The organism is Stenotrophomonas sp. FR024 (assembly GCF_047500745.2).
GTDB classification, from domain to species: domain Bacteria; phylum Pseudomonadota; class Gammaproteobacteria; order Xanthomonadales; family Xanthomonadaceae; genus Stenotrophomonas; species Stenotrophomonas maltophilia_A.
In genome coordinates this window covers 365,174-387,163 of record NZ_JAXAXM020000002.1, presented here as the reverse complement: position 1 = coordinate 387,163, position 21,990 = coordinate 365,174, and the positions used below count along the sequence as shown (strand labels likewise).

Genomic DNA, 21,990 nt, shown 5'->3' with positions numbered 1-21,990 from the left:
GTTGATTTCCCCAGGGGCCCACGGTAGTGTCAGCCCCGGCGATTTCCGCCAAGCGGCCTCCATGGAAACCGGGGCGACTCATCCCCGGGCGGGCGTTGATGGAAAGAACAAGCATGACTGCAGCCTGCATGGCCGCCGAACCTCGTTACACCTGGCGTACCGTCCTGCTGAGCATCCTGGTCGCCATCGTTCCGCTTGCCGGCTCCGCACCCTACACCTTGCTGAAGGCGGTGCTGCTGCTGGCCCTGCTGGTCACCGGCGTGGTTCTGATCCGCCGCCAGCCCGATGTCCGCCTGCGCTACCGCATCGCCCGGTTCATCGTGATCGTCTGCTTCCTGCGCCTGGCCTATGCCTTCTACAGCATCCTCTGGCACGGGCTGCGCTGGAACGAGCTGGATCTGCCGGCGCAGACACTGCTCTACCTGGGTACCGCTGCCGTGTTCGCCACTGCGCTGGACTGGCGCCTGATCTGGAAGATCTTCGCCGTGTCCACCCTGGTCTTCGGCGGGTCGTGCATCGTGCAGCACCACGTGATGGGCCTTGAACGCGCGCACGGTTTCAGTGGCGGCGAATGGACGGCGATCGAGTTCACCATGGTGACGCTGTGCATGGCGTTGTTCTCGGTCATCCGGTTGATCCAGCCCAATGTGCATCCGGCCGAACGCTGGCTGCACGGCGTGGCCATCGCCGTCGGCGTCTACGGTTCGATCCTGGCGCAGAGCCGCGGGCCGATCCTGGCGTTCATTCCCGCCATGCTGATGGTGATTGCGGTGCACGTCCGGCGCACCCGGCGCTGGCGGGGGGCACTGGCCTTCGTCGGTGCCCTGGTCATTGGCGTGGTCGGTGCCACCTCGGTGCTGAACCATGAGGTGATCCAGCGCTTCGGTGAGGTCAGTGGCGAGATCTCCGGTTTCAACCAGGAAAACGAGGTCGGCTCGGTCCGCGAGCGCATCGCCATGTGGGGCGTGGCGGTCGACGCCTTCGCCGAGCATCCCGTGGCAGGGGTGGGCCTGAACCAGTTCGGTACCTATGCACGTGAGGGCATCGCCCGCGGCGAGGTGTCCGAGTCGATCTTCCGCTACAACCACCCGCACAACGAGTACCTGGAAGCGGCGGTGACCGGTGGCGTGCCGTTGCTGCTGATCATGCTGCTGGTCTTCATCCTGCCCGGCATTCATTTCGTGCGGCGCCTCGGCCACGCCGACGACATCACCGCGATGATCGCCACCGCCGGACTTGCCGTGGTCATCGTCTATGCGCTGTCGGCGTTCACGGACAACGTGTTCTACCGGGCGATGCCCCATTCGTTCTATTTCTACCTGGTGCTGGGCTTCATGCTGGCGACCGCCTTGCCTGCGCGCGACCTGCGCCGGCCAGGGAGTCCCTCCTGATGGCGCATATCCACCTGCTGGCCGCCGACAACCAGCGTGGCCTGTCCCATGACATCCAGGTGATCGAGCGCTCGTTGCAGCAGCTCGGGCACACGGTGACGGTCAGCCGTCTGGACGCGGTGCGCAATGGGGGGGCCTGGAAACTCCGCGGGATGCGCCTGCGCAGGCTGCTGGCCTCGTGGCTGAGCCTGGGGCGCACGCCGGCCCGGTTCGACATCAACATCTCGCTGGAGCATGTCCGGCCGGCAAGCTTCGGACTGGCCGAGGTCAATCTGTTGATTCCGAATCCGGAATGGGTGTCCGCACGCAGCCTGCGGATCCTGCCGCGGTTCGATGCGTTGTTGACCAAGACCGAAGACGCTACGCGCATCTTCAACGCACTGGGCATGCGCGCGCTGGAAGTCGGTTTCTGCAGCCGTGACCGCTACGACCCGGCGGTGCCGCGCAGACCGCGCAGCTTCCTGCATGCAGCTGGTACCAGTCGCATGAAGGGCACGGCAACGCTGGTCGAGGTCTGGAAGCGCCATCCGGAGTGGCCCTTGCTGACCATCCTGCGCGGCGGCCCTTCGGACGAAGATGAGGGCGGGGCCGCGAACCTGCGGATCGTCCGCGAGCGCCTGCCCGACCAGGAGGTGCAGCGCCTGCAGAACGAACATGCGTTCCACCTGTGCCTGTCGCAGACCGAAGGCTGGGGCCATTACCTGGTGGAAGCGATGAGCTGCGGGGCAGTGGTGATCACCTGCGACGGCGCGCCGATGAATCAGATGATCGACGACAGCCGCGGCATCCTGGTTGCCGCGCACGAGGGCGAGCCCTGCCATCTGTCCAGGACCTGGCATGTGGATGAGAAGGCGCTGGAACAGGCCGTCGAGCGTGCGCTGGCGATGGATGAGGCCGAGTGGACCCGGCTGGGCGCCAATGCACGCGCATGGCACCTGGCCAGCGAAGTGGCGTTCCCACGCCGGCTGGGCGAGGCCCTGGCCAAGCTTTGAGTTGATGCGGCTGGTTGCTGCAGAGTGCTCAGCCTGGCACCAGGGTGATCTGCGGATGGCTGCCGAAGATCTCCATGACGATCTCGAAATAGGTCTGTCCCTGGCCAAGTGACAGTGCCGTCAACTGAGCGTGGATGGCCGGACCGTTGAACCTGCCGCCCTGATCGAGTTTCGACTGCAGCCAGGCGCGTGTGGTCTCGCGGCCCAGTGCCTCGCGGCTGTGGGCGATGTCGCGCCACACCACCGTGGCGGTGGCATGACCGGCGAGCGCGCCGTAGCCCCCGTGCAGCAGGTCATCAAGCGCGTCCAGGCTTGCGCCCAGCTGCCAGTCTTCGTCGGCCATGAATACACGATTGATTTCCACGTAGAGGCTGGCGATGTCGTTGATGGACGCGCCTTCGATGTGCAGGATCCGTGTCATCTGCAGACTGTAGCCCTCCGGGGCGACGGTTGTGTCCGGCGCAGATAATCCGGGCCGCCCTGGATGGGGGGGCGTTATTATGGTGTTAATCCTGCGTGATTTTCATCGGGCACTGGCGTGTCAGCGGTATTCGATAAGGTTATGGCGCCATTATCGGTCGCCGCATTTTCTGACTGCCTGCACAGTTCCATATATTTGGATCGGTCCATATATAAAGTCCCGTAAAGTTTCCCTCCGCTGCGCCGCCATCGAACGTACGGCCACGATCAAGGGAATTGAGATGCTTGCCTTACGTAATCTCCGTGTGGGATCCCGGCTTGGCGCCGGCTTCGGTCTGCTGCTGCTGTTCATCATGGCCATCGTCGGCCTGGTGCTGTATGGGAATCAGCTGAAATCCGCCCAGTTCGAGAAAGTGGTGGACGTCAACATGGTGAAGATGCGCCTGTTGAATGACATGCTTGATACCAACAACGCGGTGCTGATGCATCGTCGCCTGATGGTGATCAAGCGGGGTGACGAGTTCGACAAGGATTACCAGCGTGCCCAGGAGTTGTCGCGGACCTATGACGGTATCTGGGCCAAGTACATCAAGATTCCGCGTGACGCTACCGGCGATACCCTGGTCGCGCGCATCGAGGCGGCCCGCAAGGCCACCGATGCATCAACCCAGCAATTGCATGAGCGCATGAAGGCGGGGGATTTCGATGGTGCAGCGAAGGAGCTGCTGGCCGAGCACGGATTGGCAACGGCCTGGAATGAATCCATTTCGGCCCTGCTGCGCCACCAGGAAACATTGACCGAACGCAGCCGCGAAGAGTACCGCGCAACCGAATCGTGGACCGGCACGCTGTCGATCGCGTTCGGGGCACTGAGCCTGTTGCTGGGGACATTGGCGGCCTGGGCGATCACCCGCAGCCTGACCCGCCCGCTGGAAGGAGCGGTGAAGCTGGCCGACGGCATCGCCAGTGGCCGCCTGGACAGCAGCATCGACGCCACCGGCAACGACGAGGTGACCCAGCTGCTGAAGTCGATGCAGCGCATGCAGGCACAGCTGCAGTCGGTGATGGCGGCACAGGGGGAGCTGGCCCGCCAGCACGATGCCGGCAGCCTCAGCTACCGCATGGACGAGAGCGCGTTCCCCGGTGACTACGGGCGCATGGTGCATGAGACCAATGCGCTGGTTGGATCGCACGTGCAGGTACAGAACCGGCTGATCGAGGTGATGAAACACTACGCACGCGGCGATCTGTCGGTGGACATGGACCCGCTGCCCGGCGAGAAGGCGGCGATCACCCAGGCGATGGACGAAACCAAGTCCAGCCTGTCGGCGATCAACAGCGAGATCCGCCGGTTGGCGACAGCGGCTGCGGCAGGCGACTTCAGCCTGCGCGGCGACGAAGATCGCTTCGCCTATGATTTCCGCGACATGGTGGCCGGGCTCAATCGCCTGATGCAGACCACCGACGAGAACCTGGTGCAGGTGTCGACCCTGCTGCAGGCCATCTCGCGCGGCGACCTGACCGTGCGCATGCAGGGTGATTTCCATGGCGTGTTCGCGCGCATGCGTGATGACTGCAATGCCACCGTCGACCAGCTCAAGCAGATCGTCGGCCGCATCCAGTCCAGCGCCTCCAGCATCAATCTGGCCGCAGGTGAAATTGCTTCGGGCAACACCGACCTGTCGCGGCGTACCGAACAGCAGGCGGCAAACCTGGAAGAAACGGCAGCATCGATGGAGGAACTGACCTCCACCGTGAAGCAGAATGCCGAGCATGCACGGCAGGCCAACCAATTGGCCATCGGCGCGCATGGTGTTGCTTCCCAGGGCGGTGAAGTGGTGGGCCAGGTGGTCACCACGATGTCGGCCATCGAGGCATCGTCGAAGAAGATCGCCGAAATCATCTCGGTCATCGATGGCATCGCCTTCCAGACCAATATCCTCGCGCTGAACGCGGCAGTCGAAGCTGCGCGCGCCGGCGAGCAGGGCAGGGGCTTTGCGGTAGTGGCCAGTGAGGTGCGCACGCTGGCGCAGCGCTCGGCGGGTGCGGCCAAGGAGATCAAGGGCCTGATCGAGGATTCGGTCGGCAAGGTCGCCGACGGCTCGGCACTGGTCCGCCAGGCGGGCACCACGATGGGCGAGATCGTGGCCTCGGTGCAGCGCGTGACCGACATCATGGCCGATATCTCTGCTGCCTCCCAGGAGCAGAGCTCGGGCATCGAACAGGTCAACCAGGCGGTGGTGCAGATGGATGAGACCACGCAGCAGAATGCGGCGCTTGTAGAAGAGGCCAGTGCGGCGGCACGCTCGATGGAGGAGCAGGCCAACCTGCTGGCCGAGGCGGTTTCGGTGTTCCGCACGGGGGCGGTGACCGCTGCCGCCGCGGTGCGCCCGGCGCTGGCAGCCGTGGCGGCATCGGTTGCGCCGGTGCGCCGGCCCGCGGTGCTGTCGCCGCGGATCGAGCCGACGCTGGCCGCCAATGCGGGTGGCTGGGAAGAGTTCTAGAAGAGGGCAAGGCCGGCAGGGAGACGGCGCCCATCGCGACGGCTGGTCGCGATGGGCGCGGATTTTCTTCCTGAACGTGCGATGGCCGATGAAGTGGCGGACACGCGCATTTCACTTCCGGTTGCCAACCGCGGGAGGACACTGGCGCCATACCGGAACTCAGGAGATGGCCATGAAGACCTCGACCCGATTGTTTGTGCTGGGCACCCTGCTGGCAGCTTCGTCGGTGGCCGGCGCGCAGACCTATGGCCCGCGCGATGAGGGACGCAAGTTCAACGACGGCAGCCGCGTGGTCTGCAAGAACGTGGAAGTGCAGCGCAATTCGCGCGATCCCAATCGCATTGCCGGTACTGCCACCGGCGCGGTGATCGGCGGCCTGCTGGGCAACCAGGTGGGCGGCGGCAATGGCAAGAAACTGGCCACCGTGGCAGGCGCCGTCGCCGGTGGTGCAGCCGGTCGCCAGATCCAGGGCAACAGCCAGCAGAAGAACGGCGACCGCGTGGTGGAACGTCGCTGCGAACGCGTCTACCGCTGATTGCTCGACCCGTTACCCCTTCCACACTGCAGTACTCGGACGCCGGCCCCACGCCGGCGTTCGTCGTTATGGGAAAAGGGGACGGAGGGGATTAAGTCGCAATCCCCCAACCCGGCCGCTTACGACTTAATCCCCTCCGTCCCCTTTTTTGCGAGGAGGCGCCAGGTGGCGAGGCTGCCGTAGAGCAGCAGCAGGGCGGTGAGGGTGATCAGTTCGTGGCTGACTTCGGTCAGGCGGGCGTCCATCTGGTTCAGGCGCACCATCAGGTTGATGCCCGAGGTGGTCGGCAGAAGCTGCGCCAGCCAGACCAGCGGTGGTGGCGTCATCACTGCCGGCCACGACAGGTTGGCCAGGAAGAACAGCGGGATCGAGGTGGCGATGATGTACTGGAAGGCGCGTTCGCGGGTGCGGAAGAAACTGCCGACGAACAGGCCGAAGGCCACGGTGGCGGCGATGAACAAGGTGCCGCCGAGCAGCTGGCCCAATGGGTTGCCGCCGCGCGGATAGTCCTGCACCCAGGCGGTGAAGCCGGCGTAGTAGAACAGGCCGAACAGGCCGATCAGGGCGAAGCCCAGTGCCATGCCGGCCAGCGTCGGCAGGTCGAAGCGCAGGCGCCGGCCGAGCGCGAGACGACGGCCGCCGAGCAGGACGCCGATGCCCATCAGCAGCGTCTGGTGCACGATCAGCTCGGCCACGCCCGGCACGATGGCGCTGCCATAGCCTTCCTGGGTGTTGTACAGCGGGCGCTGCACCAGCGTGACCGGTGGTGCCTGTGGCGCGCCCATGAAGGCGGCCTGACCGACCACCGCCTCCCGTCCGAACGCACCCAGTGCATCGGCCACGCTGCCCAGCACCCAGCTGGCGCGGCCCAGGTAGGCGCCGTTGCCGAGCAGCACCAGCTTGGCCGGGTGGCCGCGCAGGATGTCGCGCTCCAGGTTGGCCGGGATCAGCACGATGCCTTCGGCATGACCGGCTTCCAGCTGCTGGCGCGCGCTGTCGATGTCCGCAGGCTGCCCGACCACGCGTGCGACCCGCAACGCGTCGAGCTTCCGCAGCAGCTCGCGGCTGGTCGCGCTGTGGTCTTCGTCCACCACCAGTACCGGCAGGTTGCCGGCCACCTGGTGGCGATACGCGGCCGGGTAGAAGAACGAGTACAGGATTACCGCGCCGACCATCACCACGATCGCATAGCGGTCGCACAGCACCGCCATCAGGGTCTGCCGCAGGCTGCGCCAGAGTGCGCTCATGCGTCGGCCCCCGCCGCTTGCGCGGCTTCGGGCGTACGCGCGAAGGCGATCAGGCGCAGCCCACCGATGCCGCCAGCCACCACTGACATCAGCAGCAACGTGGCCAGCGGCCATACCGAAACCTGCAGCGGCGAACCGATGAACTGTTGCTGGGTCTGCAGCTTGATATAGGCGCTGAGCGGCAGCAGCTGATGCCAGACGCGGGTGAATAGCGGCCCGTCCAGCACCGGGAAGGTGGCGCTGGAAAATGCCAGTGCAGTACCGATGCTGAGGCCGACCGCGGACAGCGCGGTACCCATGTCGCGGGTGACGCCGACGAAGAACAACGCGTAGGCGGCAGTAGCCAGGTAGAACAGAGGTTGTGCGAGCAGCAGCAGGAGCACGCTCCCGGCCACACCGTCGCCGCGCAGCCAGGCCAGGTAACCGATGCCGAGCGCGCCATACAGCGAGAACAGCAGGACGTACGGCGCGATCTTGCCGGCAATCGCCGGCCACGGTGTGCGGCCGAGCCAGGCGGGCAGGCTGCCGTCGCGGATCTCGCGGCCGAGGCTGCCGGCCACCGCAAGTGCCAGCACCAGCGACAACACCGCCGGGAAGATCAGCGGCAGCAGGAACAGCTCGTAGCTGCGCGCCGGGTTGTACAGGATGTCCGACTGCACCGCGATCGGTGCCGCACGCAGCTTGCCCGGGCCGACCTGCAGGCCGATGCGCTCGCGCAGCAGGCGTGCGTTCCAGGCCGAGACCGCGTCGCCGATATCGCGCGCCGCGGACTGGCCGGTGGTCATGTAGGTGGCGTTGTAGTAGGCGAACACCGTGCCCTGGCGTCCACGCAACGCCTGCCGGGTGACATCGCGCGGCACCAGTACGATGGCGAATACATCCAGCCGACGCAGCTGCGAACGTGCATCTTGCATGTCCGCAGGCTGGCTGGCGATGCGCACGCCGGGGCTGGCATCGAGCATGCGCAGCAGCAGGCGGCTGTCGCTGCTGTGGTCGAGGTCGACCACGGCGATCGGGATGTCGCGCATCACCGAGGGCGTGAACATCCACGCCATCACGGCCAGCATCAGCAGCGGCAGCAGGGTGACCAGCAGCAGGTCGGCGCGGTTGCCGCGCAGCGACCGCAGCTCGCGCCGCCAGCTGGCGGCGAAGCTGCTGCTGTCGGGGCTCAGTGCTGGGGCCATGCGAACAGCACGCTCATGCCGGGGCGGAAGCCCTCGATGCGGCGTACCGGGCGCACCCGCACCTCGAAGCTGCGGACGTCGTAGCCGGACGACTGGCGGGTGGTCCGCCAGGTCGCATAGTCACCGGCCGGATTGATGAAATAAACCTCGAACTCGCCGTCCTGGCCAAGCGCCGGCACGCTGCCCTGCAGCTTGCTGCCGACCTTCAGGCCCTGCATCTGCGATTCGCGCAGGTTCATCGCCACCCACATGCGGTCGATGTCGACCAGGGTGAACACCGGATAGCCCGCTGGCACCAGTTCGCCCGGGTCGGCCATACGCTTGTTGATCTCGCCGGCCACCGGCGCGCGCCCTTCCACTTCGACGCGCGCGGCGTTGACTTCGGCCACCGCGCCCTGTGCCTGTTGCACCTGGCCCTGCGCGGCACGCTTGTCCTGCTCGCGTGCGCCGGCCAAGGCCATGTCGTACTGCGCGCGGGCGGCACGCGCCAGTTCGCGCGAGCTGGTGGCCTGGGCATGCGCTTCATCGCGCTTCTGCCGGGTCATCACCCCTTCGTTGAACAGGTTCTGCACGCGCTGGTAGGTCGCTTCAGCCAGCGTCGCACCGGCTTCAGCCCGCTTCCAGTTCGCTTCGGCGGCGCGGATGTCCTCGCTGCGCGCACCTTCGTCGGCCTTGTCGGCCACCGCCTGTGCGGCGGCCAATGCGCCGTGCGCCTGCTGTTCCTTGGCGGCCACTTCGGGGCTGTCGAGCAGGAACAGCACCTGCCCGGGCCGCACGCGGTCGCCCTCGCGCACCTTCAGTTCGGCCACGCGCGCGGTGATCTTGGCGGCCACGTTGATCGTGTCCGCATCGGCCATGCCCTGAATCTGGTCGGCGGGGCTGCGCCAGGCCAGCCACAGGCCGAGCACCACCACGACCAGCAGCACCACTATCAGGATCGGGCCCAGGCGGCGCTTGGCCGGGGGCGTCGTTGCATCGTCGTGCAGCACATCACTCATGGTCGATCACCTCGTCCGCACGCCGCCGGAACTCTTCGAAACGGTCCATCTGTCCACTGACCTCCAGCAACTGTGCCAGCGCAATATCGTATTGGTAGGCGGCCTGTGCGCGCTCGACGCGGGCGCCGCCCAGGCCGAGCCGCGCGTCGATCACATCCAGCGAAGTCGCTTGGCCTTCGCGGAACGCCAGCTCCTGCAGGCGCAGGTTTTCCTGTGCCTGGGCGATGCTGCTGTCGAGCAGCACGTACTGCTGGCGCGCGGTTTCCAGCTCGTTCCAGGCCTTGCGCACGCCCAGCGCGACCTGGTTCTCGGCCTCGCGCAGACCCGCTTCGGCCTGGTCCTGCTGCGCACGCGCGGCGCTGATCTGCGCCGGCCGCGAATTCGGCGACAGGAAGGTGTACTTCAGGCCGATGCCGAACGCCCAGTCCGGATCGGTCAGCATCTCATCGCGGCGGCGGAAGTCGTACTGGCCGAAGGCGAAGATCTGCGGCTTCAGCTTGGCCTGCTGCACGCGCACGCCCTGTTCGGCCTGTGCCACCATCGCCCGCAGGCGTGCGATCTGCGGCTGGCGTGCCTGCGCAGTACGCTCGAAGCTGGCCACCGGTTCCAGCGGCACGCGCTGCACGAACAACGGCGACACCGGCTGTACCTCGCCACCACTGCGCAGCAGCGTGGCCAGCGCCGCCTTCAGCGTGGCCAGGTCGTTCACCGTTTTCTGGTATTCGCGCTCGGCCTTGTCGCGGGCCACGGTGGCCTGCAGGCGCTGGGCGCGGGTGGCGAAGCCCTCGCGTTCCAGCTTCTCTGCGTCGGACAGGTGGCGGTTCAGGCCATCGCGTACGTCGCGGCGCACATCCACTGCCTGCTCGGCCAGGCGCTGGCCGAAATAGGCCTGGGCCAGCTGCACGGTCAGCGATTGGCGCTGAGCCTCGCGCTCGGCGCTGGCCTGCTCGTGGGCAGCGCTGGCGGCACGTTGCGCGGCCGGAATCACGCCGCCGGTGTACAACGGCAGCACCGCGGTCACCACGGGCCGGGTACGCCAGTCGCGTTCGGTGAATGACAGCGGTGAGTCGATGCCATAGGCCTCGGCGACAGGTGCCAGCGAACCCAGTGGCAGGGTGAGGGTCTTCTGGAACTGCAGCCGGCGCACTTCGCCGGTGATCTCCGGCAGGCGCAGCAGGCGGGTGGCGTCCTGCAGGTCCTGCTTGTTGCGCACCGCTGCATCAGCGGCGGCCAGTGCATCGGAGACCTGCTCCAGGCGCTGGCGTGCCTGTTCCCAGTCCAATGCGGGTGCATCGGTGAGGCTCTGCGCCGGCACAGCCAGGGGCAGGCAGGCTGCCAGCGCCAGCGCGGCCTTCGCGCCGTGCATCCTTGTACGTCGGCCGATCACGCCCATGCCGTCCCAATGGTGAAGAAGTGCGCAAACGGTAGTGCGCGCGGCGTGAAGCCCGGGTCTGCGGTCATTGGATTGTCCTCAACGAAGGGTGCCGCTGGCTGCAGTGCGCAGCGCCTGGGTGACGTGCTGCAGCGTGCTTGAACGCACGGCAGCATGCTGCCAGTACAGCGGCACATCGAGCCAGCGGCGGGGTTCCAGTACCACCACGCGGCCGGCGCGCACGGCGGGCGCGACCAGGGTTTCCGGGGCCATGCCCCAGCCGAGTCCGCACGCGGCGGCTTCGACGAAACCGGTGGAGGAGGGCAGGTAGTGTAGCGGCGGCTGCAGTCGCGCGCGGGTCAGGCGCCGCACGAAGCGCCACTGCAGTTCATCCTTGCGGTTGAACACCAGCATCGGTGCGCGCGCCAGGGCCGTGGCCTGCATGCCGTCGCGGAAGTACTGGCGGGCGAAGCCGGGCGAGGCGATGGCGTGGTAACGCATGGCGCCGAGCGGATGCACGTTGCAGCCCTTCACCGGTTGGCTTTCGGCAGTGACCGCGCCGAGCACGCTGCCATCGCGCAGCAACTGCAGGGTATGGTCCTGGTCATCCATGCGCAGGTCGAACAGGTAGCCATGGCGCTGGTGCAGTTCGGCGATGGCCGGTACGAACCAGGTATCGAGCGAGTCATCGTTGACCGCCAACGGGATCGGCGTGCGCGCGGCATCGCTGCCGCGTTCGGGCAGCAGTTCGGCCAATGCCTCGGCCTCCAGCGCCTGCATCGGCCGGACCCGGCGCAGCAGCGCTTCGCCTGCGGCGGTGGGCCGGCACGGTGCCTGACGTACCACCAGTACCTGGCCGAGCCTGTCCTCCAGCGCCTTGATCCGTTGCGACAGGGCCGACGGGCTGATCGACAGGCGGCGTGCCGCGGCGTCGAAGCTGCCTTCTTCCAGCACCGCAGCAAACGCGGCCAGTTGCGGATGTACCAGATCCATGCCGGTGCCTCTTCAGTTTTCCTGCACAGGATAAAGAAAAATCAGATTGTCTAAACAGGGTCAGCGGCCGCACCCTGCGCGTCCCCTCGCTGCCTGGCCTGTCCTGATGTGGATCGCCGCTACCGCCGCCGGCCTGTTCGCAGGTGCCGGCCTGATCATCGCCATCGGTGCGCAGAACGCCTTCGTGCTGCGCCAGGGCCTGCAGCAGCGCCATGTGGGCAGGGTGGTGCTGGCCTGTGCCGGCGCGGACATCGTGCTGATCCTGGCCGGCGTCGGCGGCATGGGCGCGCTGGTGCTGCAGTGGCCGCTGCTGCTGCAGGTGCTGCGCTTCGGTGGTGCGGGCTTCCTGCTCTGGTATGGCCTGCAGGCGGGGCTGCGCGCATGGCGCGGTAGCAGTGCGCTGGCCGCCGCCGAGGCGCAGGGCGGCAGCGGACGGCAGGTACTGCTGACCTGCCTGGCCTTCACCCTGCTCAACCCGCACGTCTATCTGGATACCGTGGTGCTGCTGGGCAGCCTGTCCACGCGTTACCCGGGCGAACTGCGCTGGGCCTTCGCCGCCGGTGCCTGCGCTGCCAGCGTGGCCTGGTTCTGCACACTGGGCTATGGCGCGCGCCTGTTGCAGCCGGTGTTCCGCAGGCCGGGCGCCTGGCGTGTGCTGGATGCAGGCGTGGCGATCTTCATGTTCTGCCTGGCGACGTTGTTGCTGCTGCGTCCTTTATCGCCATGAGTGCGTGACGTACGCCGGTGTTGCGTATGTGTTCCACCGGTACGGTTCACGTGGCCGGATACAGCGCGGATAATGCGCGCCTGGTCGCGACCCCGCCGCGCATGCCGTCGTTCGGCAGCCCCCCGGTCGCCTGTGTTCTCGTTGTACGACCGCCACGGCGCGGCATCGGTGTTGCATGAAAGACAATCTACAGCTGCTCCTGTCCCACCTGGGGCGCACCTTCCTGTTCGGCCTGATGATGGCGCTTCCGCCTGCGTTGGCCTGGCTCGACATCCATTGGCTGGGCAATGCAGTCGGCGAGTGGTCGCTGGTCGAACTGACCCAGGAAGGCTTCCTGGTCGCCAGCGTGGCTGCGTTCGTCCGGCTTGCATTGCGACGTGCCGATGATCGGGCCTTTGCCGTTCTGGCGGCCGCGCTGTTCGCCTGCATGCTCCTGCGTGAAATGGATGAGGCGCTGGACCTGATCGCACACGGCTTCTGGAAGTACCCGGTGGCCGTGCTGATCATCGGCTCACTGGCCTGGGCCAGCCGCGACTGGCGCCGGGCCATGCCGGCGCTGGTGCGTTTTCTCGTATCCCGGCCGGGTACCGTGATGACGATCGGCCTGGTTCTGCTGCTGTTCTATTCGCGTCTGATCGGCATGACGTCGTTGTGGACCGGACTGCTGGGTGACCAGTACATCCGCGTGTTCAAGAACACCATCGAGGAGACCACCGAACTCCTTGGTTACACCTTCATTCTCGCAGCCAGCGTCGGCTATGTGGCACAGCGGGTACGCGAACCGCTGACGGCGCGGAAGCGCGCCGTGCACGAGGGTGCCGGGATGCAGCAACGGCCACTCTAGGCGGCATCCACCGCGCATAACGGCGTCTCGCCGGGGCGCAGGGTCAGTACCCGCACGCCGGTGCGGGTGACCGCCACAGTGTGCTCGAACTGCGCCGACAGCTTGCCGTCGCGGGTGTACACCGGCCATTCGTCCGGCTGCTGGCGGATGGCCGGCTTGCCCTGGTTGAGCATCGGCTCGATGGTGAACACCATGCCTTCTTCCAGCACCATGCCGGTGTTGGGATGGCCGTAGTGCAGGATCTGCGGTTCCTCGTGCATCTCCTGGCCGATGCCGTGGCCGCAGTATTCCTTCACCACGCTGTAGCCGTGGCTGCGCGCGTGGCGGGCGATGGCGTGGCCGATGTCGCCCAGGCGCGCACCAGGACGCACGGCGGCAATGCCTTTCCACATCGCCTGGTAGGTGGTCTGCACCAGCCTGCGCGCGGCATAGTCGACCTCACCGACCAGATAGGTGGTGCTGGAGTCGGCGATGTAGCCGTTCTTCTCCAGGGTGATGTCGAGGTTGACGATCTGGCCGTTGCGCAGCACGTCGGTGGTGCTGGGTACGCCGTGGCAGACTACGTTGTCGATCGAGGTGTTGAGCACGTACGGGAAGCCGTACTGGCCCTTGCTGGCCGGCCTCGCCTGCAGCTCATCAACGATCATGCGTTCGACGAAATCGTTGATCTCCATGGTGCTTCGGCCCTGCAGCGGCAGCTGGTCGAGTGCGGCGAACACCTCCGCCAGCAGGCGGCCGGATTCGGCCATCAGCGCGATCTCGTCGGGACGCTTGATGATGCCCATCGGCTCAGACCTGGCCCGGCGGCAGCAGCGGCGGCTGCACACCGGCCGCGCGCAGCTCGCTGGCGACGATGTCCTGGAAGCTCAGCGTCGGGTTCAGCTCGCACAGCATGCCGACCCGGATCCAGAAGTTGGCCTGGGCGTTGATCGAGCGGCTGGAAACGGTGCAGGCACGACGCAGCTGGTCGTGCAGGGTGTCATCGATGTTGACGATGCCCATGGGCGGTCCTGAAGGAGGGGGTATACGAAGCGTATATGCTTCGTATATCCGGCTCAAGGCCGCCCGGTTCAGCTCGCGTCGGTGGCGAAGCGCAGACGGTTGCCGTCGGGGTCGACCAGCAGCATCTCGCGGCTGTCCCATTCGGTGTCATGCGGCGGTTGCTCGATCGGCACGTTGGCGGCGCTGAAGGCGCGGTGCAGGGCGTCGACGTCCTCGACGATGAAGTACACCGCGCCGCCGACCTCGCAGTCGCCGCTGTGTTCGGTGAGGAAGATCGTCTGGCCATCACGGGTGAGCTGGGCGAACAGCGGGAAGCCGGGTTCGAAGCGGTGTTCCCAGTCAACCACGAAGCCCAGTCCCTGCACGTAGAACGGCAGGGTGGTGTCGGCGTGGCGCATGCGCAGCTGCGGGATGACGGTCTGGGGCATGGCGAGGGATCCTGGGGCAGGCGTCCAGTGTAGTGCCGGCCGCTGGCCGGCATCCCCGTGAGCCCGGGAACAATGAGGTTGCCGGCCAGCGGCCGGCACGACCGACGCTGCCTGGGTCTGGTAGTTGCCAACCTTGGTTGGCATTGCCGGCCAGCGGCCGGCACTACCGAAGCCACGCTGGCCAACGGCCGGCATGACCGACGCGGTCAGCAGGCGGTCGGCGCCGCAGCCATCGCCGCCAGCAGTTCGCGGTTCACCTGCTGGTGCCGCGCCTGCCACACAGGTAGATCCTCGGCGCTGACGTCAGGCTGGCCATCCAGCGACGACAGCCAGCGCTTGAAGCGGCTCTGGTAGTGAGCCAGCGACACTTCGCCGGTGATGTCACTGCCGACCAGGCCGCCGGCACGCAGCGCTTCAATCACCACCAGCGCGTGTTCCAGCTGGAAGCGGCCCTGGTCCCAGTTGCTGCGGGCGACGTCCTCGGAAAACACATCCTTGTCGATCGACAGGTAGGTCGGCTGCGGCGACTTGGCCTGCTCGGCAGCGAACGCAGCCACCAGCGCTTCGGGATGCTCGAAACGGCGGAAGGCGTGGCCCATGCCGAGACGATGTCCCCATCCCACGTCCACGTCCATGCACCAGTACGTCAGCCGGCCGCTCATCAGCGGGCGCCAGTGGTTCTCCCAGGCATGGCCGAGGCCGATGTCGCTGGAGGTGATGCCGAGCACGTGGATGTGCGAGATCTGCGGCAGCTTGCTGGCGGCGTTCACCCACGACCCGCAGTGCATGCCGAACGCGAAGCGCATGTTGTCCGGATGGTTGTCCAGCACCACCAGCTGGAACGGCGCCTGCGTGCGCATGCGCTGCAGCAGCGGCAGGCTGAGGTGGTGGAAATCGCCACTGCCGAGCATCACCGTGCCGAGCTGGGCCGGCAGCGGTGCCAGCACTTCAGCGGCGAAACGGTCGAGGGTGGCATTGCTGCAGGCGAAGCGCAGTGGATCGTGCCATTGCGGCAGGGCCAGGGTCTGCGCCTGGGGCAGCGGCAGCACGCCACCGTCCAGGTCCAGGATCAACGGGGAGCGCAACGGCATCGTTCAACCGCCTCCATCAGCTTCGCCCTGCAGGTACGGGGCCAGCCTGCGCAGGGCTGCACGCAGCAGCGGGGAACGGGCGTGGATCGCATGCCGGGTGGAGGTGAACCTGGCGCCCAGTTCGGCCTTGATCCGCGAGTCGGTCCAGCCGGCCACGTAGTGGCTCAGGCCGTGCTGCAGTGCGTACTCGAGGTTGTGCATCCAGCTGACCGCGTACAGGTTGTGCTCGCGGGACTGCGGATAGGCCAGGCCGATGTACTTGTCCACCAGCTTGCCGGCGTGGATGTAACACAGGTTCCAGCCGATCAGCTGGCCCTGGTGGCGATACAGGAACATCCGTCCCTGGCCCTGGCTGTCGGCCAGAAGATGCTGGAAGTAAGGCAGATCGAGCTGGTCGAAATGCACCGCGCTCTGCGCGTACACGCCCAGGTACAAGGCATACAGTTCGGCCTGGAGCTGCGGGTCGGCCAGGGCCGGATCACCGGTGGCGATGCAGTCGATCTGCAGGTCGTCGCGCGAGCGCAGCTTGCGCCGGATGTTCTTGCGGCGCGAAGACGACAGGCGGCCGAGATAGCCATCGATCGAATCGAAATCGATCGCCACCCAGGCCAGCGGCATGCCTTCCAGTTCGACGAAGCCGCGTGCCAGCAATGCCTGCAGGAAGGCACCGCTGTGTGCGTTGGCGGCATCATCCAGCAGCGGTGAATCGATCGCCAGGTCCTTGACCACCAGCAGCCGGGTATCGCCGATCGCGTGACGCGTCACGTCCTCAGCCAATGCTTCTGGTGCGACGTGCGCGGGCAGCGGGGTGTACTCGGTGCTGGTGGCACCGACGAAGCGGGTCTTCCAGGTGATCCATGGCCGCCACAGGCGCGACAGCGGCAGGCCAAGCAGCTTGCCGCGCAGGTCGTCGTCCATGGTGGTGGTCAGATCCAGCGGCGCACGGAAGGTCGGCAGGCCGCTGGGAAGGCGGCCTGCCTCGAACCCGAGCGGCGGGTGGGCCAGGAAGCCCTCCAGCAGCGCGGCCGGTTCCAGCGCGGTGCTGGATGCGCGTGACGTCATTTCCATCGGCACGGGAACCGGCAGCGCATCGGACCTCAGCCCTTGGCCTTGGTCAGCGCCTGGTCGAGCAGGGTGATCGCCAGGTCGATTTCTTCGTAGCTGATGTCCAGCGACGGCGCGAAGGTGATCACGTTCTTGTACCAGCCACCCACGTCGAGCACGAGGCCCATGCGCTTGCCGTCGTGCAGCAGGTCACCGGCCAGGCCGATGTCGACCATGCGGTCCAGCAGTTCCTTGTTCGGCGTGTAGCCGTCGGTCTGGCAGATTTCCGCGCGCAGGGCCAGGCCCAGGCCGTCGACGTCGCCGATTTCCGGGTGGCGCTTCTGCAGGCTACGCAGGCCATCGAGGAAGTACGCGCCCTTTTCCGGCACGGTGCGCTCGTAATCCATTTCCTTGCCCAGCTTCAGCACTTCCAGGCCCAGGCGGGTGCCCAGCGGGTTTGAGTTGAAGGTGGAGTGGGTGGAGCCCGGCGGGAACACGGTCGGGTTGATCAGCTCTTCGCGCGCCCACAGGCCCGACAGCGGGTTCAGGCCGTTGGTCAGCGCCTTGCCGAACACCAGCACGTCCGGGGTCACGCCGAAGTGCTCGATGGCCCACAGCTTGCCGGTGCGCCAGAAGCCCATCTGGATTTCATCGACGACCATCAGGATGCCGTACTTGTCCAGCACGCGCTTGAGGCCGGTGAAGAAGTTGCGCGGCGGGATGACGTAGCCGCCGGTGCCCTGGATCGGTTCGACATAGAATGCGGCGTACTCCGCCTGACCGACCTTGGGATCCCACACGCCGTTGTATTCGCTTTCGAACAGGCGCTCGAACTGCCACACGCAGTGGTCGGAGTACTCGTCCGGGGTCATGCCCTTCGGGCGACGGAAGGGGTACGGGAACGGAATGAACATCGCGCGCTCGCCGAAGTGGCCGTAGCGGCGGCGGTAGCGGTAGCTGGAGGTGATCGACGACGCACCCAGGGTACGGCCGTGGTAACCACCCTCGAAGGCGAACATCAGGCTCTTGCCGCCGCGCGCGTTGCGCACGATCTTCAGCGAGTCTTCAATGGCCTGCGCGCCGCCGACGTTGAAATGCACGCGGCCGTCGAGGCCGAACTTCTCGTGCATGTCCACGGCAATGGTCTTGGCCAGCTGCACGCGGGTCGGGTGCAGGTACTGGCTGGCGACCTGCGGCAGGGTGTCGATCTGATCCTTCAGCGCATCGTTCAGACGCTTGTTGCTGTAGCCGAAGTTGCAGGCCGAGTACCACATCTGCAGGTCGAGGTAGGGCACGCCCGCACCGTCGAACATGTAGCTGCCTTCGCCGCGCTGGAAGATCTTCGGCGGGTCGACGTAGTGGACGGTATCGCCGAAGGAGCTGTAACGGGCTTCGTCTGCCAGCAGCTGCGCGTCGGAGGCAGCGGCGTCGGCGTTCTTGTCAAAAATGTTCATGCAGTTCGGTTCCGTGAAGGACGTTCGAAAGAGGTAGCGGGGGCGTGCTTGGAAGGGAGTGCTCAGGCGGTGGCCAGCAGCAGGGGCAGTACGGCGGGCTGCGGGCTGGCGTCGATACGACGTGGCTGCAGCAGGCTGCCATCGAGCAAGCGCGGCAGCAGTGCGATTGCATCGTGGAAGGTATCGATGGCGGCATGCTCGATGCCGGCATCGGTGCAATGGGTGATCAGGCGACGCTTGGCGAACACGAAGTCGGCATCTTCGGAGACGCAGAAATCCGAACTGCCATCGCCGATCATCAGCACACGCGGTGCTTCGTTGGCGCGCGCCTGCGCGGCGCAGGTGCACTTGCAGGTGCCGCTGCGGCAGCCTTCGGCCTGGTAGGGCGATTCCAGTTCCCAGTAGCCATCGCACCAGCGCAGGTGGTTGGCCACCACCGGCAGTCGCGACAGGCCGTGGTTGGCGAGGATGCGGTGGATCGCATGGTCCAGGCCGTCGCTGACGATGCGCAGCGGCACGCCCAGCTGTTCGGCACGGCTGACAAAGGCGGCAAAGCCCGGATCGATCTGCACCTGGTCCAGGTGGGCGTCGAGCGTGGCCGGGTCCAGCTTCAGCAGCCTGACCTGGCCCTGCATGCATTCGCGCGAGCCGATCTTTCCCGCTTTCCACTGGTCTTCCAGTTCCTGCCAGCCCGGCTGGCCGTATTTCTCCAGCAGCGAGTCGATGACATCTTCGAGGCTGATGGTGCCGTCGAAGTCACACAGGATGCTCCAGTGCATGGGCAGGTCCGTCGATGAAAGGAACGTCCGGCGCGATGCCGGGGCAGGCTCAATGTAGGCAGGCAGCCTTTCTCGTTCCTTTCCTGTTGAAAGCCTGCATTGCAGGGCGCGGAAAGCGTTCAGGAAGGTGCATGGATGAATGCGTGAGGCGCACTCCATCCGTGCGTCCTGGCGTCACGCGCGGGCCAGTGCCCGCAGTATTTCGGCGGTCTCTTCACGGGTCTGCCAGGCGCTGTTGCCGAGGGTCAGCATGCGTGCGGCGAAGTCGCGTGCGTTGGGCATGTCGTCCTGCGGCACGATGCCGCGCAGGTAGGCATAGCCGGGCAGGGCATGGATGAACATGCGGCTGGCGCCAAGCCCGCGTGGCCACAAGTCCTTCAGTACCGCATCGCGGGCGCGTTGGCTGGGCAGCAGCAGCATCAACAGTGGCCAGGTGCCACCGCTACCGGCCAGCCCATCGACCACCTCAACGGCAGGCAGCTGTGCCAGCTGCACCCGCAGCTGCAACGCACGCAGCCGACCGGCCTGAAGGAATGCCGGCAAGCGCCGCGCGGCATGGGCGCCGATGTTCTGCCGCCACTGGCTGACCCGGTGCTGCGGGATATCCAGCGGGAAAATGTCACCGACCGCATCTTCCAGATCGCCACGCTGAAGCGCATTGCGCAGTGGATTGCCATACACCAGTGACAGCAGCGAAGGGCGATAGCAGGCAGCAAGGCCCAGCAACTGCACGCTGCGCAGCAGCTCCCAGCGCAGGCTGGAGCGAACGTGCTGGACGGCATGTTCGGCCAGCGCAGCACGCAGTTCGTCATCGCGGCTGACCAGCAGGCCGCCTTCATGCAGGCTCAGGCCCTTGCCGGCGGCCAGGCTGAAGAATCCGATATCGCCGCGCATGCCGACACTGCTGTTGCCGACCCGTGCGCCGAGTGCCTGCGCGGCATCTTCGATCACCCAGGTGCCGGCGTTGCGGGCGACTTCGCAGGCCAGCTCGACATCGGCAATGCGCCCGCCCAGGTGGGTGGGCAGGATCGCCAGCGTGCGCGCATCGGCCAGCCGCTTGAGCTGGCCGGGGTCGAAGTCGAAATGACCGCGCCGGGTATCGCACAACTGCACGCGCAGGCCCAGGCTGTGCACCGCGATCGGCACCAGCGGGCAGGTATAGGCCGGCATGATCACGGTGTCGCGCTTTGGCGCACGCTTGCGCAGCGTGCGCAGGGCGATCAGCAGCGCGTGCGTGCCGGAACAGGTCAGCTGCAGCGGCGGTGTGCCGAGTTGGCTGGCCAGGATGTCACGCAGGTCGCCGCCACCGGGAAGGAAATCGCTGGCCTGCATCGGCAGGCCGGCGGTTGGTGGCAGTTCGCGCGCGAACAGGCTCATCGCAGCGCGCTCACGTCGTGGTTTCGGCAGGGCTGTGCGGGTCGTCCGCCTCGGCGCGGCCGAGGCAGACGATGCCGGCCACGATCAGTACCGCACCGAGCAGATGGTGGAGGGTCAGCGGCTCGTTCAACAGCCACGCCGACAGCAGCAGCACGCTGATCACTTCCAGGTGCGAGGCAGCAAAGGCGGGACCGATCGGCGCATGGCGCAGCAGGCTCATCCAGGTGAAGAATGCACCCACGTAGCCGAGGATGGCGCCGTAAACCCACGGCTGCGACAGCACGCGCAGCAGCCAGGCGGTGTTGGCCTCGACCGGCAACGCGGCGTCACCGGCGTACTTGAAGCACAGCTGGGCCAGCGTGTCGAAAGCCATCAGCAGCGGGAAGCCGATCACATACAGGCGCCTCATGAGCCGGCCCCCACCACGGCTACGCCGGCGGTGACCAGCAGCATGCCGGTCACCCGCAGCGGCGTGAGTTTCTCGCGGAACAGGAAACGGCCGGCGATCATCAGCGCGACGATGTTGATCGAGCCCAGCAGCACGCCCTTGGACAGCGGCACCAGCGACAGGAACGCGATCCAGGCGACGAACTCAAGCACGTAGCAGGCGATGCCGATCCACAGCCAGGGACGGCTGAGCATGTGTTTCCAGCGCTGCAGTCCTTCGCCCTCCTGCGGGTCGCTGGCGGCGGCCTTGAAGGCGAGCTGGCCACCGGTATCGAGCACGACATTGGCCAGCCACAGCAGCGTGGCAAGTGCCCCCATGTCAGGCCACCGCCTTGAGCACGCCAGTGCGTTCACCGATTTCGGTGAAGAAGCGCGCGCTGCGGCGGATCACATCGCGGCGTTCGCGGTCGATGGTGATCATGTGGTAACTGTCTTCCAGCACCACCAGTTCCTTCGGGCCGCTGACCCGCGACATCACCAGCTCGGCGTTGCCCATGCTGGCCACGTCGTCCTCGCGGGCGTGCATCACCAGGCACGGCGCGGTGACCTGGTGCAGGTGGCGGCGGGTCCAGTTGCTCAGGGCGCGCATTTCGGCCAGGGCGTGCCAGGGGTTGCCCGGCAGGCCGGCGGCGGCGCTGTCGCCGGACAGCATGGCGGCGCTGACCTGCGCACGCAGGCGCTCGTCACGCAGGCCGTACGGCGGTTCTTCCATGAACATGCGGTCGCGGCCGATGTTGAAGCGCTTGAACCACGGCAGCAGGAACGAGAAGCGGGCCACGGCGGGGATGTTCCAGCCGTCATAGCGGAAGGTGGCGCCGTACACGCCAACCCCGGACACCCACTCGGGGCGACGTGCAGCCAGTGCCAGCGACAGCACCGCGCCCATCGACAGGCCGCCGACGAACAGCTGGTCGACCTTGCCGCGCAGGGTTGCCGCCGCATCTTCCACGCCCTGGTACCACTGTTCCCAGGTGGTCGCCAGCAGGTCATCCACGCTGCCGCAATGGCCGGGCAGCTGCACACCGTGCACGGTGAAACCGGCGTTGTTCAGCCCTTTGCCCAGCATGCGCATTTCCGCCGGGGTGCCGGTCAGGCCATGGACCAGCAGCACGCCCTGTGGGCCACCGGGGAGGAAGAAGTCGTGCGATTCGGTCACCTGGC

General features: G+C 66.6%; 23 protein-coding genes. 6 read left to right on the top strand and 17 right to left on the bottom strand.

Features of this window, described 5'->3' with window-relative positions; translation table 11 throughout:
* Positions 1–113 precede the first annotated feature (113 nt).
* Positions 114–1,391 (top strand): O-antigen ligase family protein, encoded by a 1,278-nt coding sequence (locus ACMZ91_RS03795; RefSeq protein WP_032127545.1) that lies wholly within the window; start codon positions 114–116, stop codon positions 1,389–1,391.
* Entirely contained in the window at positions 1,391–2,383 is a 993-nt protein-coding gene (locus tag ACMZ91_RS03790) for a glycosyltransferase (protein ID WP_121503891.1), read from the top strand. The genes ACMZ91_RS03795 and ACMZ91_RS03790 overlap by 1 nt, the downstream gene beginning before the upstream one ends.
* 28 nt (positions 2,384–2,411) lie before the next feature.
* Here ACMZ91_RS03790 and ACMZ91_RS03785 read toward each other — a convergent pair whose 3' ends face one another.
* On the bottom strand, positions 2,412–2,804 hold the full coding sequence (locus ACMZ91_RS03785; protein WP_049462356.1) for a barstar family protein: 393 nt from the start codon (positions 2,802–2,804) through the stop codon (positions 2,412–2,414).
* A 280-nt stretch (positions 2,805–3,084) separates the two neighbouring features.
* On the opposite strand from ACMZ91_RS03785, the gene ACMZ91_RS03780 reads away from it, so the two are divergent.
* Entirely contained in the window at positions 3,085–5,307 is a 2,223-nt protein-coding gene (locus ACMZ91_RS03780; protein WP_121503890.1) for a methyl-accepting chemotaxis protein, read from the top strand.
* A 166-nt stretch (positions 5,308–5,473) separates the two neighbouring features.
* Positions 5,474–5,842 (top strand): glycine zipper 2TM domain-containing protein, encoded by a 369-nt coding sequence (locus ACMZ91_RS03775; protein WP_049462359.1) that lies wholly within the window; start codon positions 5,474–5,476, stop codon positions 5,840–5,842.
* A gap of 119 nt (positions 5,843–5,961) precedes the next feature.
* Here ACMZ91_RS03775 and ACMZ91_RS03770 read toward each other — a convergent pair whose 3' ends face one another.
* The 5 genes from ACMZ91_RS03770 to ACMZ91_RS03750 form a co-directional block, all read right to left on the bottom strand.
* Entirely contained in the window at positions 5,962–7,089 is a 1,128-nt protein-coding gene (locus tag ACMZ91_RS03770) for an ABC transporter permease (RefSeq protein WP_197655797.1), read from the bottom strand.
* The gene (locus tag ACMZ91_RS03765; RefSeq protein ID WP_149908605.1) at positions 7,086–8,273 is read right to left on the bottom strand and encodes an ABC transporter permease; all 1,188 of its coding nucleotides are present in this window, start codon (positions 8,271–8,273) and stop codon (positions 7,086–7,088) included. The genes ACMZ91_RS03770 and ACMZ91_RS03765 overlap by 4 nt, the downstream gene beginning before the upstream one ends.
* Positions 8,258–9,271 carry an HlyD family secretion protein gene (locus ACMZ91_RS03760; RefSeq protein ID WP_049462363.1) on the bottom strand — a complete coding sequence of 338 codons (1,014 nt, stop codon included), beginning with the start codon at positions 9,269–9,271 and terminating at the stop codon, positions 8,258–8,260. Before ACMZ91_RS03760 ends, ACMZ91_RS03765 begins: the two co-directional genes overlap by 16 nt.
* The gene (locus ACMZ91_RS03755) at positions 9,264–10,664 is read right to left on the bottom strand and encodes a TolC family protein (RefSeq protein ID WP_189720740.1); all 1,401 of its coding nucleotides are present in this window, start codon (positions 10,662–10,664) and stop codon (positions 9,264–9,266) included. Before ACMZ91_RS03755 ends, ACMZ91_RS03760 begins: the two co-directional genes overlap by 8 nt.
* A 78-nt stretch (positions 10,665–10,742) precedes the next feature.
* Complete coding sequence (locus ACMZ91_RS03750; protein ID WP_414577351.1) at positions 10,743–11,636, bottom strand: LysR family transcriptional regulator ArgP; 894 nt, start codon at positions 11,634–11,636, stop codon at positions 10,743–10,745.
* A gap of 106 nt (positions 11,637–11,742) precedes the next feature.
* Between ACMZ91_RS03750 and ACMZ91_RS03745 the strand changes: the two genes are divergently transcribed.
* Together ACMZ91_RS03745 and ACMZ91_RS03740 are read left to right on the top strand one after the other, a co-directional pair.
* Positions 11,743–12,363, top strand: a complete 621-nt coding sequence (locus ACMZ91_RS03745; RefSeq protein ID WP_414577354.1) for a LysE/ArgO family amino acid transporter — start codon at positions 11,743–11,745, stop codon at positions 12,361–12,363.
* Between the two features lie 175 nt (positions 12,364–12,538).
* Positions 12,539–13,207: a hypothetical protein gene (locus tag ACMZ91_RS03740; RefSeq protein ID WP_032127534.1), complete on the top strand. Its 669-nt coding sequence runs from the start codon at positions 12,539–12,541 to the stop codon at positions 13,205–13,207.
* Here the strand turns inward: ACMZ91_RS03740 and map are convergent.
* The 11 genes from map to ACMZ91_RS03685 all read right to left on the bottom strand — a co-directional run bounded on the left by map (position 13,204) and on the right by ACMZ91_RS03685 (position 21,985).
* Positions 13,204–13,986 carry a type I methionyl aminopeptidase gene (gene map / locus ACMZ91_RS03735; protein WP_188348073.1) on the bottom strand — a complete coding sequence of 261 codons (783 nt, stop codon included), beginning with the start codon at positions 13,984–13,986 and terminating at the stop codon, positions 13,204–13,206. The genes ACMZ91_RS03740 and map overlap by 4 nt on opposite strands.
* A 10-nt stretch (positions 13,987–13,996) precedes the next feature.
* A complete protein-coding gene (locus ACMZ91_RS03730) occupies positions 13,997–14,209 on the bottom strand; it encodes a ParD-like family protein (RefSeq protein ID WP_005412680.1) in 213 nt (70 codons plus the stop codon).
* Between the two features lie 68 nt (positions 14,210–14,277).
* Entirely contained in the window at positions 14,278–14,637 is a 360-nt protein-coding gene (locus ACMZ91_RS03725; RefSeq protein WP_149908610.1) for a bleomycin resistance protein, read from the bottom strand.
* 206 nt (positions 14,638–14,843) lie between these two features.
* Positions 14,844–15,728 (bottom strand): arginase family protein, encoded by an 885-nt coding sequence (locus ACMZ91_RS03720; RefSeq protein WP_414577356.1) that lies wholly within the window; start codon positions 15,726–15,728, stop codon positions 14,844–14,846.
* 3 nt (positions 15,729–15,731) lie between these two features.
* The gene (locus tag ACMZ91_RS03715; RefSeq protein ID WP_414577358.1) at positions 15,732–16,796 is read right to left on the bottom strand and encodes a GNAT family N-acetyltransferase; all 1,065 of its coding nucleotides are present in this window, start codon (positions 16,794–16,796) and stop codon (positions 15,732–15,734) included.
* A 29-nt stretch (positions 16,797–16,825) separates the two neighbouring features.
* On the bottom strand, positions 16,826–18,226 hold the full coding sequence (locus tag ACMZ91_RS03710) for an aspartate aminotransferase family protein (RefSeq protein WP_414577360.1): 1,401 nt from the start codon (positions 18,224–18,226) through the stop codon (positions 16,826–16,828).
* A 62-nt stretch (positions 18,227–18,288) separates the two neighbouring features.
* Positions 18,289–19,005 carry an MtnX-like HAD-IB family phosphatase gene (locus ACMZ91_RS03705; RefSeq protein WP_049462375.1) on the bottom strand — a complete coding sequence of 239 codons (717 nt, stop codon included), beginning with the start codon at positions 19,003–19,005 and terminating at the stop codon, positions 18,289–18,291.
* A 174-nt stretch (positions 19,006–19,179) separates the two neighbouring features.
* On the bottom strand, positions 19,180–20,382 hold the full coding sequence (locus tag ACMZ91_RS03700; RefSeq protein ID WP_032127527.1) for a DegT/DnrJ/EryC1/StrS family aminotransferase: 1,203 nt from the start codon (positions 20,380–20,382) through the stop codon (positions 19,180–19,182).
* A gap of 10 nt (positions 20,383–20,392) precedes the next feature.
* The gene (locus tag ACMZ91_RS03695) at positions 20,393–20,791 is read right to left on the bottom strand and encodes a DMT family transporter (protein ID WP_049424527.1); all 399 of its coding nucleotides are present in this window, start codon (positions 20,789–20,791) and stop codon (positions 20,393–20,395) included.
* Positions 20,788–21,147, bottom strand: coding sequence for an EamA family transporter (locus tag ACMZ91_RS03690; RefSeq protein WP_012479558.1), 360 nt, complete (start codon positions 21,145–21,147; stop codon positions 20,788–20,790). The genes ACMZ91_RS03695 and ACMZ91_RS03690 overlap by 4 nt, the downstream gene beginning before the upstream one ends.
* A 1-nt stretch (position 21,148) precedes the next feature.
* Positions 21,149–21,985, bottom strand: coding sequence for an alpha/beta hydrolase (locus ACMZ91_RS03685; protein WP_010483180.1), 837 nt, complete (start codon positions 21,983–21,985; stop codon positions 21,149–21,151).
* Positions 21,986–21,990: the final 5 nt, after the last annotated feature.